Consider the following 15,622-nt stretch of genomic DNA (forward strand, 5'->3'; position numbering starts at 1 on the left):
CGGTCAGGGCGCGCGGGGCGCGCGCCTGATCAGCGATCAGTGAACGCTGGCGAGGATGCGGTCGAGCGCCTCGAAGTCGATCGGCTTTTGCAGATGGTGGTCGAACACGCCGCGGGTCGTTTCGTTGGCCGCATAGCCGGACACGGCCACCAGCATCGGCCGCCCGCTGTGGGGTGCGGTGCGCAGTCGCTGGGCGACGGCCGTGCCGGGCATGTCAGGAAGGGTAAGGTCGACGAGCGCGATGTCGAAGTCGACACCATCGGCCGCGTCGAGTGCCTGCTGACCGGTGTACGCGCAACGGGCACTGTGGTCCTGCAGCTGCAGCAATTCCTGCAGCAAATCGGCTGCCGCCTCGTTGTCGTCAACGATCAATACATTCAGGCTCATGGATGGAATCAGTGTAAGCGCGGCGTTGCTGACCGGGTGTAGGAGCGCGCCTACTGTTTGGCGGGCTCCGCAGCAGGCACCGGTGGTGCCGGAGGCGCCAGCTTGAGCAGCGCGGCGCCCAGCGGCAGCCGCACCGTGAACGTGGCGCCTTCGCCAGGGGCGCTTTGCACCTCGATCTCGCCGCCGTGGGCCAGCACGATCTGGCGCGTGATGTACAGGCCCAGGCCCAGTCCAGGCGCCTTGCGCCGGCTTTCCTCGGTGCGTTCGAACTGCTCGAAGATTCGCCGCTGGTCTTCCTCGGCAATGCCGCAGCCATGGTCGCGCACGGAAACGACCGCCCATTGGCCAGCCGCATGGACACTGACCTCCACCGGTAGGCCGCCGCCGTAGCGCAACGCATTGGTCAGCAGGTTGGTGATGACCTGTTCGATGCGGAACTCGTCCCAACTGCCCGGCGCACTTTCCGGCGCGTGCAGGCTCACCGCGCAACCGGCGGCCTCGGCCTGCTGCGACAGGTTCTCCACCACGGCCCTCGCAAGGAAGACGAGGTCGGTCGGCTTGGGCTGGATGGTGAGCGCGCCGCTGCGCAGCCGGGTCACATCGAGCATGTCGTCGATCAGGCGCACCATGCTCTGGATCTGGCGCTGGTCGCGTTCGATCATGGCCGGCAGCCGGTCCGGCCCGAAGTGAACCGTGTTGCCCTTGCTCAGGTGAAGCTTGCGCACCTGCGTTTCGAGGTACAGCGTGTTGAGCGGCGTGCGAAGCTCGTGCGACACCATCGACATGAAGTCGTCGCGCATGCGCACCGCGCGCTCCAGTTCGCGGTGCGTGGCCTGCAGCTGCTCCACCAGCGCCTCCTGCTCGCGGTGCAGAGTGGCCAGTGCGTCCACTTCGCGCCGCAAAGCCTTCTTGTGGCTATACAGCTCCACGAACACATTGACCTTGCTGGCCACCACATGCGGATCGAGCGGCTTTTGCAGGAAGTCGACAGCGCCGCTTTCGTAGCCCTTGAAGGCGTAGTTCATCTCGCGCCCGGCTGCGCTGACGAAGATGATGGGAATGTGCCGCGTGCGCTCCGTGCCGCGCATCAGTTCCGCCAGCTCGAAGCCGTTCATGCCCGGCATCTGCACGTCGAGGATGGCCAGGGCGAAGTCGTGAGCCAGCATCAGCCCCAGCGCTTCTTCGGCAGATTGCGCCTTGAAGACACGGCGGCCGTGGCCGCGGATCAACGCATCGAGTGCCAGCAGGTTCTCGGGCAGATCGTCGACGATCAGCAGCTTGCTTTCGACCTCACTGGGCATGGGCTTGGTCCATCTGAACTAGGAATTCGCGCAGGCCCGAAAGCGGCCTCACCACATCGGGTTCGTGCAGTGCGAGCGCGGCCTGCGGCATGGTGGGGGAGAGGGCTGTGTCGGGGTCCTGCACGGCGGTCAGGCCACCGGCATTGCGGATCGACAGCAGGCCTCGGGCCCCGTCTTCGTTGGCGCCGGTGAGCACGATGCCGGCCAGCGCCGGCCCGTAGGCATCGGCGGCGGAGATCATCAGCAGGTCGATCGAGGGCCGCGAGAACAGCACCGGTGGCTCGCAGCTGAGCGAAAAGCAGCGGTCGCGCTCCACCGACAGGTGATAGCCCGAGGGCGCGAAATAGAGCGAGGCCGCCTCGATGGGCAGCTTGTCGTGCGCCTCGTGCACGGCCACGCGGGTGCGCTCTGCAAACAGCGCGGGCAGGCGGCTTTCGTGCCCCTCGGGCAGGTGCAGGACGACCACCACCGGCAGGCGCCATGGCGACGGCAGGTCCTGCAGCAAGGTCAGCAGCGCATCGACGCCGCCCGCCGACGCGCCAATCGCCACCAGTTCGATGTCGCGCATGCGCGCATTCAGGACGGCATTCATCGGTGGGCCTTCGTCGGCCGGGCGAGCGGCTTCATGTGACCTTCCGGTAGATCTTCTCGCTGCGCGCCAGTGTGTCGAAGCGCCCCGCGCTGCTGGAGAAGTCGATGCTTTCCTTGGAGCCGAGCCCCAGGAAGCCGCGGTGCGACAGCGATTCGTGAAAGAGGCCCAAGGCCCTGTCCTGCAGCGTGCGATTGAAATAGATGAGCACGTTGCGGCAACTGATGAACTGCGTCTGGGCGAAGACGCTGTCGGTGGCCAGGCTGTGGTCGGCGAAGATCACGTCGGCGCACAGCGAGGGGTCGAAGCGGGCGGCGTCGTACGCGGCCGTGTAGTAGTCCGAGAAGGCCCGCTTGCCGCCCGAGCGCTGGTAGTTCTCGGTGTAGCGGCGAACGGATTCGAGCGGAAAGATGCCCTGGCGCGCCTGAGCGAGCGATTCGGGGTTGATGTCGGTGGCGTAGATGCGCGTGCGCTCCAGCAGGCCCTCTTCGCGCAGCAGGATGGCCAGCGAATACACCTCCTCGCCGGTGCTGCAGCCAGCCACCCACACCGTGACCGAGGGGTAGGTGTACAGATGCGGCACGACCTGCGTGCGCAGCGCCAGGAAGTACGACGGATCGCGAAACATCTCGCTCACCGGCACGGTCAGGTATTGCAGGAGTCGGGCGAACATCGCCGGCTCGCGAAGCACCCGCTCCTGGAGTGCCGAAATGCTGGGCACGTCGAGCTGGCCCAGCGCGTAGTTCACCCGCCGCTTCTGCGAGGCGCCGGTGTAGTCGCGAAAGTCATAGCTGTAGCGCAGGAAGATGGCTTCCATCAGCAGGCGCAGTTCGATGTCGGTCGCGCTGAGCACGCCCTTGTCGTCTTCGCCCGGCGTGGCCGCACCGCCCCGCAGCTCGGCCGCCGCAGCATCCAGCCGAACGGCGTGGGCGATATCGCGGGAGCGGTCCGGCCTCGACATCAGAGGCGCTCCATGCGCGGCATCCACACGCGCAACAGCGAGAACAGACGGTCCAGGTCCACCGGCTTGGCCAGGAAGTCGCTGGCGCCGGCGGCCAGGCACTGCTCCTGGTCGTCCTTCATCGCCTTGGCGGTCACGGTGATGACCGGCAGCTTGGTGAAGCGAGGGTCCTGGCGCAGCCTGCGGGTGGCTTCCAGACCGTCCATCTCCGGCATCATCACGTCCATCAGCACGAGGTCGATGTCGGGGATCTGGTCGAGCTTTTCCAGTGCCTCGCGCCCGTTGCGGCCGATCTCCACCACCGCGCCGCGCTGCTCCAGCGCGCTGGTCAGGGCAAAGATGTTGCGCACGTCGTCGTCCACCAGCAGGATGCGTCGGCCTTCGAACACGCGATCGCGCCCGCGCGCTGCGCGCAGCATGCTCTGGCGTTCGCTCGACAGGTCGCTTTCCACCTTGTGCAGGAACAGCGTCACTTCGTCGAGCAGGCGCTCGGGCGAACGCGCGCCCTTGATGATGATCGAGCGCGAGTAGCGCAGCAGTTCCATCTCCTCGTCGCGCGTCAGGTTGCGGCCGGTGTAGACGATCACCGGCGGGAACGAGACGATCTCTTCCACGGACATGCGCTTGAGCAGCTCGCTGCCCTGCATGTCCGACAGGCGCAGGTCGGTCACCATGCAGTCGAACACCCGTTCGCGCAGCAACGCGAGCGCTTCTTCGCCGGATTCGACGGCGGTGATCTGCACGTCGTCGTCCGAGATGAGCTTCATGACGGCTTCGCGCTGCAGCGGATCGTCTTCCACCACCAGCACCGACTTGACCTTCTGCGTGAGCTTCTCTTCGAGCCGCTTGAACACCTCGTGCAATTGCTCCCTGGAGATGGGCTTGCGCGCATAGCCGATGGCGCCCATGTGCAGGGCCGCCTCGGAACTGTCGAGCGCCGAGACCACGTGCACCGGAATGTGCCGCGTGCGCGGGTCGCTCTTGAGGCGCTCCAGCACGCCCAGACCGGGCCCGTCGGGCAGGCGCATGTCCAGCAGGATGGCGTCGGGCCGATGCTGCGCCGCCATCTCGATGCCGTCGGCGCCGCCCTGCGAGACCAGGCAGCGATAGCCGCGCTCGTGCGCCAGGTTGTAGAGGATGTGGGCGAACTGCGGCTCGTCTTCGATGACCAGCACGCGTCGCGTGTCGTCGGGCGGCAGCGCGCGGTCGTCTTCGAAGTCCAGCGGTGTCGGCATGTTGCGAATGCCATGCCCGATGCCGACCTGGCCATGCGCCGCTTCAGCCGCCGTTGCCGCAGCGGCGGCCGCTGTCGGCGCAGCGGCGCGCGGAGCGGGTGCAGGCAGGGGCGTCAGCGTGGAGACGACATGCGGCGCCGTATCGGGTGTGACCGCCGGCAGGCTGAGCGTGAAGGTGCTGCCTTGGCCCGGCGTGCTGGCCACCGACAGGGCGCCGCCGAGCAGGTGCGTCAGGTCGCGCGAGATCGACAGGCCCAGCCCGGTGCCGCCATAGCGCCGGCTGGTGGTGCCGTCGGCCTGGCGGAAGGCTTCGAAGATCACCTCCTGCTGCTCGGCCGGAATGCCGATGCCGGAATCGGCCACGTCGAAGCGCGCGCCGCCATGACCTTCGCCGCTGATGGTGAGCGAGACCTCGCCGCGCTCGGTGAACTTGACGGCGTTGGACAGCAGATTGCGCAGCACCTGTTCGACGCGCTGGCGGTCGGTGTGCAACGACTCGGGCGCGCCCGGACGCAGGTTGATGCGGAAGTTCAGGCCGCGCTTGGCTGCCAGCGGCGCGAAGGTGCTCTGCAGCCGCTGGGCCAGCGCTTCCAGCGGCAGCGGCTCGAGCGTCAGGTCCATCTTGCCGGCCTCGACCTTCGAGATGTCCAGGATGTCGTTGATGAGCGTCAGCAGGTCGTTGCCCGAGCTGTAGATGGACTCCGCGTACTTGATCTGCTCGCCGGTCAGGTTGCCTGGGGAGTTGTCGGCCAACAGCTTGGCCAGGATGAGCGCGCTGTTGAGCGGCGTGCGCAGCTCGTGCGACATGTTGGCCAGGAACTCCGACTTGTAGCGGCTCGCCCGCTGGAGCTCGGCGGCGCGGTCTTCCAGGTCCTGCTGCGCGCGGCGCAGTGCGGCGTTGCGCAGGTCGAGCGCTTCGGTGCGCTCGGAAAGCTGAGTGTTGGTCTGCTCCAGCTCGGCCTGCTGGTTCTCCAGTTGGGCCTGCGACGCGCGCAGCGCGCGGGACTGCTCTTCGAGTTCTTCGTTGGCGGTGCGCAGCTCTTCCTGCTGCACCTGCAGTTCCTCGTTGAGCTGCTGGGTCTCGGCCAGGGCGCCCTGCAGCTTTTCCCGATACACGGCGGCGGACAGCGAACTGCCGACCGAGCCTTCCACCAGCTTCATCAGCGATTCGTCGCGCGCGGCAGGCGCAGACGGAAGACCCAGTTCGATCACGCCGTTGACTACGCCTTCATGCGAAACCGGCAGCAGCGCGACGGCCTTGGGCGCCATCTCGCCCAGGCCCGTGTTGACCCGCAGGTAGTCGGCTTCGATGGGATCGATGATCACGAGGCGGCGCTCGGCGGCGGCGCGGGCCATCAGGCTGGCGTCGGCGCTGAAGACCTGGGGTCGCCCCTCGGCTTCATCGGAGAAGCCATAGCTGGCGCTGCGGCGAAGCATGCCGCCGCGCTCGCGCACGTACAGGGCGCCGACCGCGCTGCCCATGCGCCGCGAGAAGAATGCCAGCGTCTTGCGCCCGATCTCGGTTGCGGACAGTTCACCTGCCAGATCGACCACCAGCTCGGCCTGCGCGCTGCGCAGCCACGCCTGCTCCTGCAGCGCTTCGGACTGCAGTTGCTGTTCCTTCATGGCGGCGTCGTAGGACTGCGACAGCGTCATGAGCTGGCGTCGTCCGAAGATCGCCAGCAGCGCGGTGCTGCCCAAGGTAAGCAGCACGAACAACCCGACCACGAAGATGGCGGTGCGATTGGCCTGGTCGCTGCGCTGGCTGCGCAGGCTCCGCTCGGTGTCGTCGAAAGCGGCAAACTCCTCGCGCACGTCGTCGGTCAACCGCTTGCCGCGGCCGCGCGAGACGCTGCTGTTGGCATCGCCGCCCGATCGGCGCAGCTCGATGGTCTCCGCCGCGAACTTCTGCCAGGCCTGATTCAGCGTGCGGATGCGTTCGACGCGCTCCTGCTGCGCGCTGTTGTCGGCCACCAGGCCGCGCAAGGTGCCCAGGTCGGCCTCGACGCGCGGCTGCGCGCTTTCGTAGGGCTGCAGGTAGGTCGTGTCGCCGCTGATCACGTAGCCGCGCATGCCGGTCTCCATGTCGACCATGCGGCGCTGGATGTCGGCCGACGTGCGGCTCACGCGGTCGCTGTGCTCCACCCAGCCGATCAGCGACAGTAGATAGGCGATCAATGCGACGAAGACGATCGCACCGATGATGCCGCCGATCATCGGCAGCATGATGTTGCGCCGCAGGAGGCGTTGGAATTCGCCGTGGTCGACGGCTGCGGTTTTTTTCATGGAGTGGGCATGGCGGGCAAAACCCTGTGAGCCTGCCGCACAAAGGCTCACTGGCGTGTCGGATAAGGCCGCGAGTTGGTCTATGCTGGAGCGTCCCGAATCCGGAGACATGCCCATGAACCGAATCGCAAAGGCCTGTGCGCTGGCCTTCGCCGTGGCACTGGCGGGCTGCGCGCAAGATGCGGCCAAGCGCCAGGCAGCGGATTCCACAGCGTCGGCCAAGCCGGCGCCAGCGGGCCCAGGCGCATCTTCTGCGCCCGTGTCATCCACGCCGCCCGCATCCATAGGCGCCGACCAGACCTTCTGGAAGGACGCCCAAGGTCGTCCGGTGCCGGATGCCGACAACCGCAAGAGCAGCAACGGATTCGGCGCGTGGCTGTTGTTCACGCCCGATGCCGACTGGAAGGAGAGGTGGGAAAAGCCCGCCAACGGCGTCGCCAGCCTTAACGAGGCCAACGAGGTCAGTCGGGGCAAGAAGCTGTTCGCGCTGATCCTGGTCGGCAATCCGGCCTTGAACGAACAGCAGGCCGACGTCGGCTGCGCCCTCGAATTGACCCGGCCCGATGGCCAGGTCGTCCTGCGCCAGAGCGATCTGGCCTGCCTGCGCGGACCGGTCAGCGGCGGCGCCCGCAGCCTCTACATGAGTGCGCCGGTGATCGCCTTCGAGGCTCGACCCGACGAGCCCGCGGGCACTTGGACCATGCGCGCCCTGGTGCGCGACAAGCTGCGCGGCGCCCAGGTGCTGCTGCGCAACCAGTTCATCCTCAAGCAATAGCCAGCGCGTACCAACGAAAGGACCCACAAGGCATGTTCGACGTCAAAGCCATGCAGGAGCGCCTGCAACCCCTGTTCCCCGGTCTCATGGGGGTGGAGATATCCGTGCTGGAGCCCGACCGCGTGGTGGCTACGCTGGATGTCCGGCCGGACCTCTGCACGGCCGGCGGCATCCTGCATGGCGGCGCGTACATGGCGTTCGCCGACACGCTCGGCGCGGTGGGCACGGTGATCAACCTGCCGCCCGGCAAGATGACTACCACCACCGATTCGAGCACCAAGTTCATCGCCGGCGCGCCGGTGGGCAGCACCGTCACCGGCGAAGCGATTGCGCTGCACAAGGGCCGCACCACGCAGGTCTGGCAAACCTCGATCCGCAATGCCGGCGGGCGGCTGTGCGCGGTCGTGACGCAGACCCAATTGGTGATGGACGCTCGCTCCTAGAGGCTGAGGCTGCATGCGGCTGCGCCGCCGTGGCGCGCGCAAGCCACATTCGACGACCGAATGCCCGACTATTCAGTTGCATTCGTCATGGGCCTGCCCCGGGCGAGTGGACAATGGATGCCACTGTATGTCCACCGACCTGATCCTGATCCGCCACGGCGAGACGGACTGGAATCGCGAACTGCGCTTTCAGGGCCACATCGACGTTCCCCTCAACGACATCGGCCACGAGCAGGCCCGGCGTCTGGGGCTGCGCATGGCGCAGGAGTCTGCGGATCACCTGGTCTGCAGCGACCTCATGCGATGCCAGCAGACGGCTGCGCCGACCGCGCTGCAACTGTCGCTGCCGGTAAGGACGACGGTGAGCCTGCGCGAGCAGAGCTTCGGTGCGGTCGAGGGTATGCGGGCGGACGAGATCCAGGCGCAGCATCCGCGCGCCTGGGAGGACTGGCTCAAGTTCCAGGAAGACTTCTCCATGCCGCAGGGCGAATCGCCGCGGCAGTTCCATGCGCGCGTGCTGGACGCCCTGCGGTCCATCGCCCACGAGCATCAGGGGCTGACGGTGCTGGTGTTCACCCATGGCGGCGTGCTCGACATGGTGTGGCGCACGGCGCGCGGGCTTGGCCTTGGCGGCCCGCGCCAGAGCGACATCCCCAACGCCGGCTTCAACCGCATACGGCTGCCGGATGCGGATGACCCGGCCAGGATCGAGGTGATCGCCTGGGCTGACACGCTGCACCTGGCGGACATGCCGCCGCAGCCGGTGTACGACCAGAAGCGCTACGTGGCGCCGCCCGAGGCGGGCAAGCCCAACGTCGCATAGGCCGCATCGGCCTGGCGCGCGAGCCGGCGCGACATCGGCTGCGCATTGAGCCGCTGCTGCAACAGCGATTGCGCCGCGCCGAGTTCCCGCGGATTACCGCCGCGCGCCAACGCGTCGAGGTGGATCTGCTCGAACAGGTCGCGCTGCGCGTGGCTGCCGCCGATGCGAGACAGGCTGGGCAATGCCAGGCCAAGCTGGTCGATGGCGGTGCGCAGATCGCCCCGCGCATGCGCCAGCAGACCGCGCGCCGCCGGCACGCACACCTGGACCCAGGTGTCGCGTTGCGAGGCGGGCGCCCGCGGCGCGAAATGCTCGATGTTGGCCAGCAGCACGTCGGCCTCGGTCCGACCGGCACGTCCCAGCCCATAGAGGTACTGCAGATCGAGGAAGGGCAACACGTGGTCTTGCTGGCGCACGGCCAGCCAGTCCGCCAGCTCGGCCCAGCGCTGCGCGCCGACCTGCAGGCCCGCCAGCTCGAGCCGCGCCAGCAGCGAGACGGCGCCGATCTGGTCCTGCGAATACGCTTTCTCGACGCCCCAGACGTGGGTGTCGTAGACGGCCAATGCCTCGTCCTCGCGACCCAGGTCGATCAGGAACAGGGCCGCATGCCACCAGTTGTGGGTGTACATGAACGAGTTCAGGCCCGTCCACGTGTCGCTCACATCCTGCAGAAACCCCAGGCCCTCTTCGAGTTGGCCTTCGGTCAGCATCACATGGGCCAGTGCATGGTGCGCCCACGGTTCCTTGCGGCACATGGCGATGGCATGCAGCGCGCAGGCCCGCGCCTCGCGAAGCCGGTGGCACTGCTCGTGGCCGAAGGCCGCCATGCCGTGCACATAGGGAACATCGGCCGCGGCGGGCAGGGCGGTGAGCGACATGCGCAGCATGGCCGGGTTGTCGCCGAGGTTGAATGCGTGGTACTGGCCGAGCTTGAGCGATGCCAGGTCGCGCGGGAATTCCTGTGCCTGCTCCTGGTGCAGCGCCACCGCCAGCGCCAGGTCGCCTTGGGCCCAAGCGTCCAGCGCGGCGATGAAGCGGCGTTCGCGCGCGGTGGCCCGCTGCGCGCCTGCCTGCGCCTTGCGCAGATAGGGCAGGGCATTGGGCACCGCATCGCGCGACTCGGCGAACAGGTGCAGCGCCGCGCAATACGCCTGCACGATGGGGCTTTCGTCCTGGGCCGCCGCCAGCACGTTCGCGGCGCGGGCCTCGCTCGCGATGAATCCTTCCACGAAGTCGTTGACCGCGAGGAGACTCGCGGCATCGTCGAGCGTGAGGGGATTGCCGAGGCTGTCCTGGTGCATGCAGGCATTCTGCCGCCATACTGCGCGGCATGACTTCGCCCACGCTCCAACCCCTGGTCCTCGTTCCCGGTCTTCTTTGCGACGCGCTGCTGTGGTCGCCCCAGGTGCAGGGCCTGGCCGACGTGGCCGACTGCTGGGTGGCGGATGCGACTCGGCAGGACACGGTCGACGGCATGGCCCGTCATCTGCTGGAGCAATGTCCGTTCGAGCGCTTTGCGCTCGCAGGCTTGTCGATGGGCGGTTACGTGGCCCAGCGCGTGTGCCATCTTGCGCCCGAGCGTGTGCAGCGACTGGCGCTGCTCGACACCAACGCCGTAGCCGACTCCGAGGCCGCCACCGCCCAACGGCACGACCTGATGCGCCTGGCGCCGGTCGAGGGCATGCAGGCGGTGGCCGAACTGCTGTTGCCGCGCCTGGTGTGGCCGCAGGCGCGCGATCACGATCGGCTGGCCGCCCTCGTGCGCACCATGGCGCGCAACGTGGGGCCCAAGGCGTTCATCCGCCAGGAAAACGCCATCATCGGTCGGCCCGACCAGCGCGAGGCGTTGGCGAGCATCACCTGCCCCACCCTTGTCGCGTGCGGCGCGCAGGATGTGCTCACGCCGCCGGCCGTGCATGAAGAGATGTCGCGACGGGTGCCTGGTGCGCAACTGGTGGTCTTCGCGGACAGCGGGCACCTGAGCACCCTGGAGCAGCCTGAAGCGGTCAACGACGCACTGCGCGCCTGGTTGGTGCATTAAAGCGCCCGCCAAGTACACAAGTGCATCGGCAATGGACTACGTGAATCCGGGCTGAGCGGCCATGTCGCGGTGGCCGGGCCGCGCGCATGCTTGGGCCACCATGTTGATCAAAATCGGCTACGACATCGAACTTGCGCTTGAAGCCAGCACTGCCCCCAGTGCGCTGGTCTTTTTGGTGCAGGTGCATCCCACCCGCGCCCACGACCTTGTCGATGGCGAGCACCTGAGCATCACGCCGGGGCTCTCGGTCGACCATTACCGGGACGGCTTCGACAACAAGTGCGCACGTGTGCAGGTTCCCCCCGGCATCGGGCGCATCAGGTTGCGCAGCCAGGCGGTCATTCGCGATTCAGGTCTTCATGACGTGGTCGCCGCCGACGCGCAGCAGTGCCCGCTCGATCAGCTTCCAACCAACACCTTGCAATACCTCCTGCCCAGCCGCTATTGCGAGGTGGACAGCGAGTTGCTGGCCTTCGCATGGCAGCAGTTCGGAAATGTGCCGGCTGGCTGGGCTCGCGTGCAGGCGATCTGCGATTTCGTCCACGGCCACCTGAGCTTCAGCTACCAGAATGCGCGCAGCACCCGCACCGCGGTGGATGGCTTCCGCGAGCGCACAGGCGTGTGCCGCGATTTCACCCACCTGGCCGTGGCCCTGTGCCGGTGCATGAACATCCCGGCTCGCTACGTGACGGGCTACCTGGGCGACATCGGCGTCCCGATCGCGCCCTATCCGATGGACTACAGCGCCTGGTTCGAGGTCTACCTGGGCGATCGCTGGTACACCTTCGACGCGCGCCACAACACGCCCCGCATCGGACGGATTCCGGTTGCCCACGGGCGCGATGCTGCCGACGTGCCGATCACCATGTTCTTTGGCAACAGCAAGCTGGAGCGCTTCGACATCGTCACCGACGAGATCGCCGAGCAACCGCAGGCTGCTGCGCTGGCCTGACGCGACAACCAGCGCCCGGGCATGGCGCGCGGCAGCAGGTGCGCTCGGGGCGAATCAGTGGCACGCTCGAGGGTTGGAGATTCGATGTCCACCTCCAAGCCAAAGGAGTCGCCCATGCAGAAGATCACTCCGTTTTTTTGGTATGCCAAAGACGCTGAAGAAGCCGCGAAGTTCTACGTCTCCATCTTTCCGGACTCGCACATCGGGCGCGTCGTGACCATGCCGAGCGATTCGCCCAGCGGCCCCGCCGGCTCGGTGAAGGTGGTCGACTTCGTGCTCTTCGGGCAGTCGTTCACCGCCATGTCTGCCGCGTACGACGAGTCGTTCAATCACGCAATCTCGATGGTCGTGAACTGCGAGACGCAGGAAGAGATCGACCGCTACTGGGATGCCTTGTTGGCCGGCGGCGGCAAGACCGAAGCCTGCGGCTGGCTGCGCGATCGCTATGGCGTCGCATGGCAGATCACGCCGACCGTCATCGTCGACATGATGGCCGACCCCGATCGAACCAAGGCCAAGCGCGCATCGGACGCGATGATGACGATGATCAAGCTCGACATCGCCAAGCTGAAGACAGCGTTCGAAGGCGGCTAGCGCAGCCCCGCCTGCCGATCGGCGGCGCCTACGAGCTGCACCAGGCTCGGGCCGATCTTGTCGATCATCTCGGAGCGCTTCCAGTGAAAACCAGGCACGGCGCAGTTGAACAGCAGCCTGCGCGGACCGTGCTGGAGTCGTGATGCCACGCCGACGGCAAGCACGCCGAAGCCGGCATCGCCCCAGTTGATCGCGAAGCCGCGCTCTGTGTGGTGGGCGAGGCTTTCGCGCATCCCCTCGCTGCAGCGCTCGAACTCGTCGGGCCGCTCGCGCTGCGCTCTCTCCAGGAACTGCTGCCGCTCGGCGGCTGGCAGCTGCGCCAGCCAGGCGCGCCCCATCGCGGTTTCCAGGATGCTGCGCACGGCGCCCACGCCGGGGCGCTTGAGCGTTCCGTCCTCATGGCTGCAGGTTTCCAGATAGACCACGTCCAGATCCATCGTCACGCCCACCGACACGGCGCCTTCGATGCGGTCGGCCAGTTGCTGCATGGCCGGCCGGACCATGCCGAGCATCGGCGTATTGATGGCATAGGGGTAGCCCAAGGCGACGGCGGCCGGGCCGATGAAGTAGCGGTCGAGCCGCTCGTCGTGATCCAGGAAGCCCATGGTCAGCAGCGTGCGGCAAAGGCGCGAGACGGTGGGGCGCGACAGCCCCAGCTTGGCCGCGAATTCGCTGTTGGCATGCGGGCGCGGATCGCCCACGAAGCTCTGCAGGATGAGCAGGCCCTTGGCCAGCGTACCGGCGAAGTAGGGGTCGTCTTCTCGAATGCGGCGCAGATCCTCGTGATCCTTCATGTTCTGAATGGGTGAGTAGGCCTGCGAGCGATTCTGGGTGGGACGCGCCATGGATTGAATCGTGATTTCAATATTTGAAACACCGTGCCGGCGATTGTGAACCTCCTTCATACAGTCCGCCCACCATGATTCGAGACAACGCACAACTCCAGGCCCTGCTGGCCGACATTCGCCAATTCGTCCGCGAGCGCTGGCATCCGCTGGAAGATCAGGTCGGCCGCGAGAACGACATTCCGCCGGAGCTGGTGGATGAGCTTCGCCGCAAGGGCTACTTCGGATGGAGCATTCCCGAGGCTTACGGCGGCCTGGGGCTCACCACCGAAGAACTGGTGCTTTGCGCCATGGAGCTGTCGCAGTCGTCCGTGGCCCTGCGCGCCCGGGTGGGCACCAACACCGGCATCGGTTCGGAGGCACTGGTGGCCGACGGCACCGAAGCGCAGAAGCAGCGCTGGCTGCCGCGCATGGCGACCGGTGAACTGACGGGCTGTCTTGCGCTGACGGAAGTGCAGGCCGGCTCCGAGGCGAGCAACGTGCAGACCACCGCCAGACGCGATGGCGACCACTTCGTGCTGAACGGCAGCAAGCGCTTCATCACCAACGCACCGGTGGCCGACGTGTTCACCGTCATCGCCCGCACGGAAGAGGGATCAAAGGGCAGCAAGGGCGTCTCGGCCTTCCTGGTGGAGCGCGGCCCTGGGCTCACGACCGGCGACCCGTACCGGATGATGGGCCAGGCGGGCTCGTTCGTTTCGGACGTTCACTTCAACGACTGCCGCGTGCACGAAAACCAACTGATCGGCGGGCGCGAAGGCGCCGGCTTCCAGACGGTGATGAAGGTGCTGAACAAGCAGCGCCTCCACCTGGCCGCCTTGTGCACGGGACCGGCGATCCGCATGCTCGACCTGGCGATTGCACACACTTCGCAGCGCAATCAGTTCGGCCAGGCCGTCGCCGAGTTCCAGCTGGTGCAGGCGATGATCGCCGACAGCCGCACCGACATCTTCGCGGCGCGATCGATGATCCTCGAGGCGGCGCGGGCCCGGGATCGAGGCGAAGACGTCGCCCTGACCGCATCGATGTGCAAGTACTTCGCATCGGAAATGTGCGGACGCGTGGCCGACCGCGCGGTGCAGATGTTCGGCGGCTCGGGCTACGTGGCCAATTTCAGCCCGATCGAGCGCTACTACCGCGATGTGCGCCTGTTCCGCCTCTACGAAGGCACGAGCCAGATCCACCAGCTCAACATCGCCAAGCTGGCGCTGCGCGAAGCGGGCGCGAAATGACGCAAGGCAACGTGAACGTTGCGCATGTGCGCGACTTCGTCGATCGGCACTGCATACCGATGGAGTCGCCCGCGCATGTGCACGACCCCGAGGCCATGGATGCCGCGTTGGCCCGGCTGCGGCCCGTCGCCCGGGAACTGGGCCTGTACCTGCCGCAGATGCCGGTGGCGCAGGGCGGGCTTGGCCTGGGTTGGGTCGAGCGTGCCGCCGTCTTCGAGGAAGCCGGCCGCAGCTACCTGGGCCCGGCCGCGCTCAACTGCGCCGCGCCCGACCAACCCAACATGATCAGCCTGCTGCGCCAGGGCACGCCCGCGCAGCAGCAACGCTACCTGGCTCCGCTGGCGGAGGGGCGCATCCGCTCATGCTTCGCGATGACGGAGCCGGCGCCCGGTGCGGGCTCCGATCCGTCCATGCTGCGCACCACGGCCCGGCGCGACGGAAGCGGTTGGGTCATCGACGGGCACAAGTGGTTCATCACCGGCGCCATCGGCGCGGCGTTCTGCATCGTGCTCGCGCAGACGGAAGATGGTCCCACGCAGTTCATCGTCGATGCGGACAACCCCGGCTTTTCGCTGGTGCGCGCCATCAAGGCCATCGACCCCTATGCGGTGGGCGGGCACGGTGAGCTTCGGTTCCGTGCCTGCCGCGTCGAAGGCGATGCCGTGCTTGGCGAAGTGGGGCAGGGCTTCGCCTATGCCCAGCAGCGACTGGAGCCGGCACGCCTGTCGCACTGCCTGCGCCTGATGGGACGCGCGCGCCGAGCGCTGGAGGCGGCGCAAGCCTATGTGTGCGAGCGCTCGTCCTTCGGGGATCGCCTGGCCGACCTGCAGCAGGTGCAGGCGATGGTGGCCGACTGCCACATCGACCTGCACGCCAGCCGCCTGATGAGCCTGGACTGCGCCCGCCGCATGGACGAAGGAACGTCGGTGAAGACCGAGTCGGCCATGACGAAGGTGTTCGTGTCGGAGGCACTCCACCGAATCGCCGATCGCGCCGCGCAACTGTGCGGCGCGCTGGGCATGTCCGAAGACGACTCGCCGGTCGCATTGATCCTGCGCGAACTGCGGCCCTTCCGGATCTACGACGGCGCGTCGGAACTGCATCGCGCGACGCTCGGCCGCCGCTTTCTCAAGAGCACCTGAAACCTAGACCTGGAGA

15 protein-coding genes are annotated in these 15,622 nt (G+C 67.2%); 8 read left to right on the forward strand and 7 right to left on the reverse strand.

All coding sequences use genetic code 11. The features are described from left to right. Window positions 1-36: 36 nt before the first annotated feature. Genes QTH91_RS02200 through QTH91_RS02220 form a run of 5 tightly spaced genes read right to left on the reverse strand, consistent with a single transcriptional unit; the run spans window position 37 to window position 6,759 of the window. A complete protein-coding gene (locus QTH91_RS02200) occupies window positions 37-387 on the reverse strand; it encodes a response regulator (protein ID WP_286658401.1) in 351 nt (116 codons plus the stop codon). A gap of 50 nt (window positions 388-437) precedes the next feature. After that, on the reverse strand, window positions 438-1,688 hold the full coding sequence (locus QTH91_RS02205) for a hybrid sensor histidine kinase/response regulator (RefSeq protein WP_286658402.1): 1,251 nt from the start codon (window positions 1,686-1,688) through the stop codon (window positions 438-440). Further along, a complete protein-coding gene (locus tag QTH91_RS02210) occupies window positions 1,678-2,280 on the reverse strand; it encodes a chemotaxis protein CheB (protein WP_286658403.1) in 603 nt (200 codons plus the stop codon). The genes QTH91_RS02205 and QTH91_RS02210 overlap by 11 nt, the downstream gene beginning before the upstream one ends. 31 nt (window positions 2,281-2,311) lie before the next feature. Beyond that, window positions 2,312-3,238 (reverse strand): CheR family methyltransferase, encoded by a 927-nt coding sequence (locus QTH91_RS02215; RefSeq protein WP_497032526.1) that lies wholly within the window; start codon window positions 3,236-3,238, stop codon window positions 2,312-2,314. Further along, on the reverse strand, window positions 3,238-6,759 hold the full coding sequence (locus QTH91_RS02220; protein ID WP_286658404.1) for a response regulator: 3,522 nt from the start codon (window positions 6,757-6,759) through the stop codon (window positions 3,238-3,240). Before QTH91_RS02220 ends, QTH91_RS02215 begins: the two co-directional genes overlap by 1 nt. Window positions 6,760-6,874: 115 nt before the next feature. Here QTH91_RS02220 and QTH91_RS02225 point away from each other — a divergent pair, with 115 nt between their 5' ends. From QTH91_RS02225 to QTH91_RS02235, 3 genes are all read left to right on the forward strand, one after another. Beyond that, a complete protein-coding gene (locus QTH91_RS02225; RefSeq protein ID WP_286658405.1) occupies window positions 6,875-7,534 on the forward strand; it encodes a hypothetical protein in 660 nt (219 codons plus the stop codon). A gap of 32 nt (window positions 7,535-7,566) precedes the next feature. Next, window positions 7,567-7,977 carry a PaaI family thioesterase gene (locus tag QTH91_RS02230; RefSeq protein WP_286658406.1) on the forward strand — a complete coding sequence of 137 codons (411 nt, stop codon included), beginning with the start codon at window positions 7,567-7,569 and terminating at the stop codon, window positions 7,975-7,977. A 127-nt stretch (window positions 7,978-8,104) separates the two neighbouring features. Further along, window positions 8,105-8,800: a histidine phosphatase family protein gene (locus QTH91_RS02235; protein ID WP_286658407.1), complete on the forward strand. Its 696-nt coding sequence runs from the start codon at window positions 8,105-8,107 to the stop codon at window positions 8,798-8,800. On the opposite strand, the gene QTH91_RS02240 is transcribed toward QTH91_RS02235, so the two are convergent. After that, window positions 8,758-10,101: a tetratricopeptide repeat protein gene (locus QTH91_RS02240; RefSeq protein ID WP_286658408.1), complete on the reverse strand. Its 1,344-nt coding sequence runs from the start codon at window positions 10,099-10,101 to the stop codon at window positions 8,758-8,760. The genes QTH91_RS02235 and QTH91_RS02240 overlap by 43 nt on opposite strands. A gap of 29 nt (window positions 10,102-10,130) precedes the next feature. On the opposite strand from QTH91_RS02240, the gene QTH91_RS02245 reads away from it, so the two are divergent. The 3 genes from QTH91_RS02245 (at window position 10,131) to QTH91_RS02255 (ending at window position 12,387) form a co-directional block, all read left to right on the forward strand. Beyond that, window positions 10,131-10,841, forward strand: a complete 711-nt coding sequence (locus QTH91_RS02245; protein ID WP_286658409.1) for an alpha/beta fold hydrolase — start codon at window positions 10,131-10,133, stop codon at window positions 10,839-10,841. A gap of 100 nt (window positions 10,842-10,941) precedes the next feature. Next, window positions 10,942-11,793, forward strand: coding sequence for a transglutaminase-like domain-containing protein (locus QTH91_RS02250; protein WP_286658410.1), 852 nt, complete (start codon window positions 10,942-10,944; stop codon window positions 11,791-11,793). A 114-nt stretch (window positions 11,794-11,907) separates the two neighbouring features. Beyond that, window positions 11,908-12,387 carry a VOC family protein gene (locus tag QTH91_RS02255; protein ID WP_286658411.1) on the forward strand — a complete coding sequence of 160 codons (480 nt, stop codon included), beginning with the start codon at window positions 11,908-11,910 and terminating at the stop codon, window positions 12,385-12,387. Here the strand turns inward: QTH91_RS02255 and QTH91_RS02260 are convergent. Beyond that, window positions 12,384-13,232, reverse strand: coding sequence for an IclR family transcriptional regulator (locus QTH91_RS02260; RefSeq protein WP_286658412.1), 849 nt, complete (start codon window positions 13,230-13,232; stop codon window positions 12,384-12,386). The two genes, QTH91_RS02255 and QTH91_RS02260, sit on opposite strands and share 4 nt — an antisense overlap. Before the next feature lie 74 nt (window positions 13,233-13,306). Here QTH91_RS02260 and QTH91_RS02265 point away from each other — a divergent pair, with 74 nt between their 5' ends. After that, window positions 13,307-14,464, forward strand: a complete 1,158-nt coding sequence (locus tag QTH91_RS02265; RefSeq protein WP_286658413.1) for an acyl-CoA dehydrogenase family protein — start codon at window positions 13,307-13,309, stop codon at window positions 14,462-14,464. Beyond that, entirely contained in the window at window positions 14,461-15,606 is a 1,146-nt protein-coding gene (locus tag QTH91_RS02270) for an acyl-CoA dehydrogenase family protein (protein WP_286658414.1), read from the forward strand. Before QTH91_RS02265 ends, QTH91_RS02270 begins: the two co-directional genes overlap by 4 nt. Window positions 15,607-15,622 lie beyond the last annotated feature (16 nt).

The sequence above is a fragment of the Variovorax dokdonensis genome (assembly GCF_030316895.1).
GTDB lineage: Bacteria > Pseudomonadota > Gammaproteobacteria > Burkholderiales > Burkholderiaceae_C > Variovorax > Variovorax dokdonensis.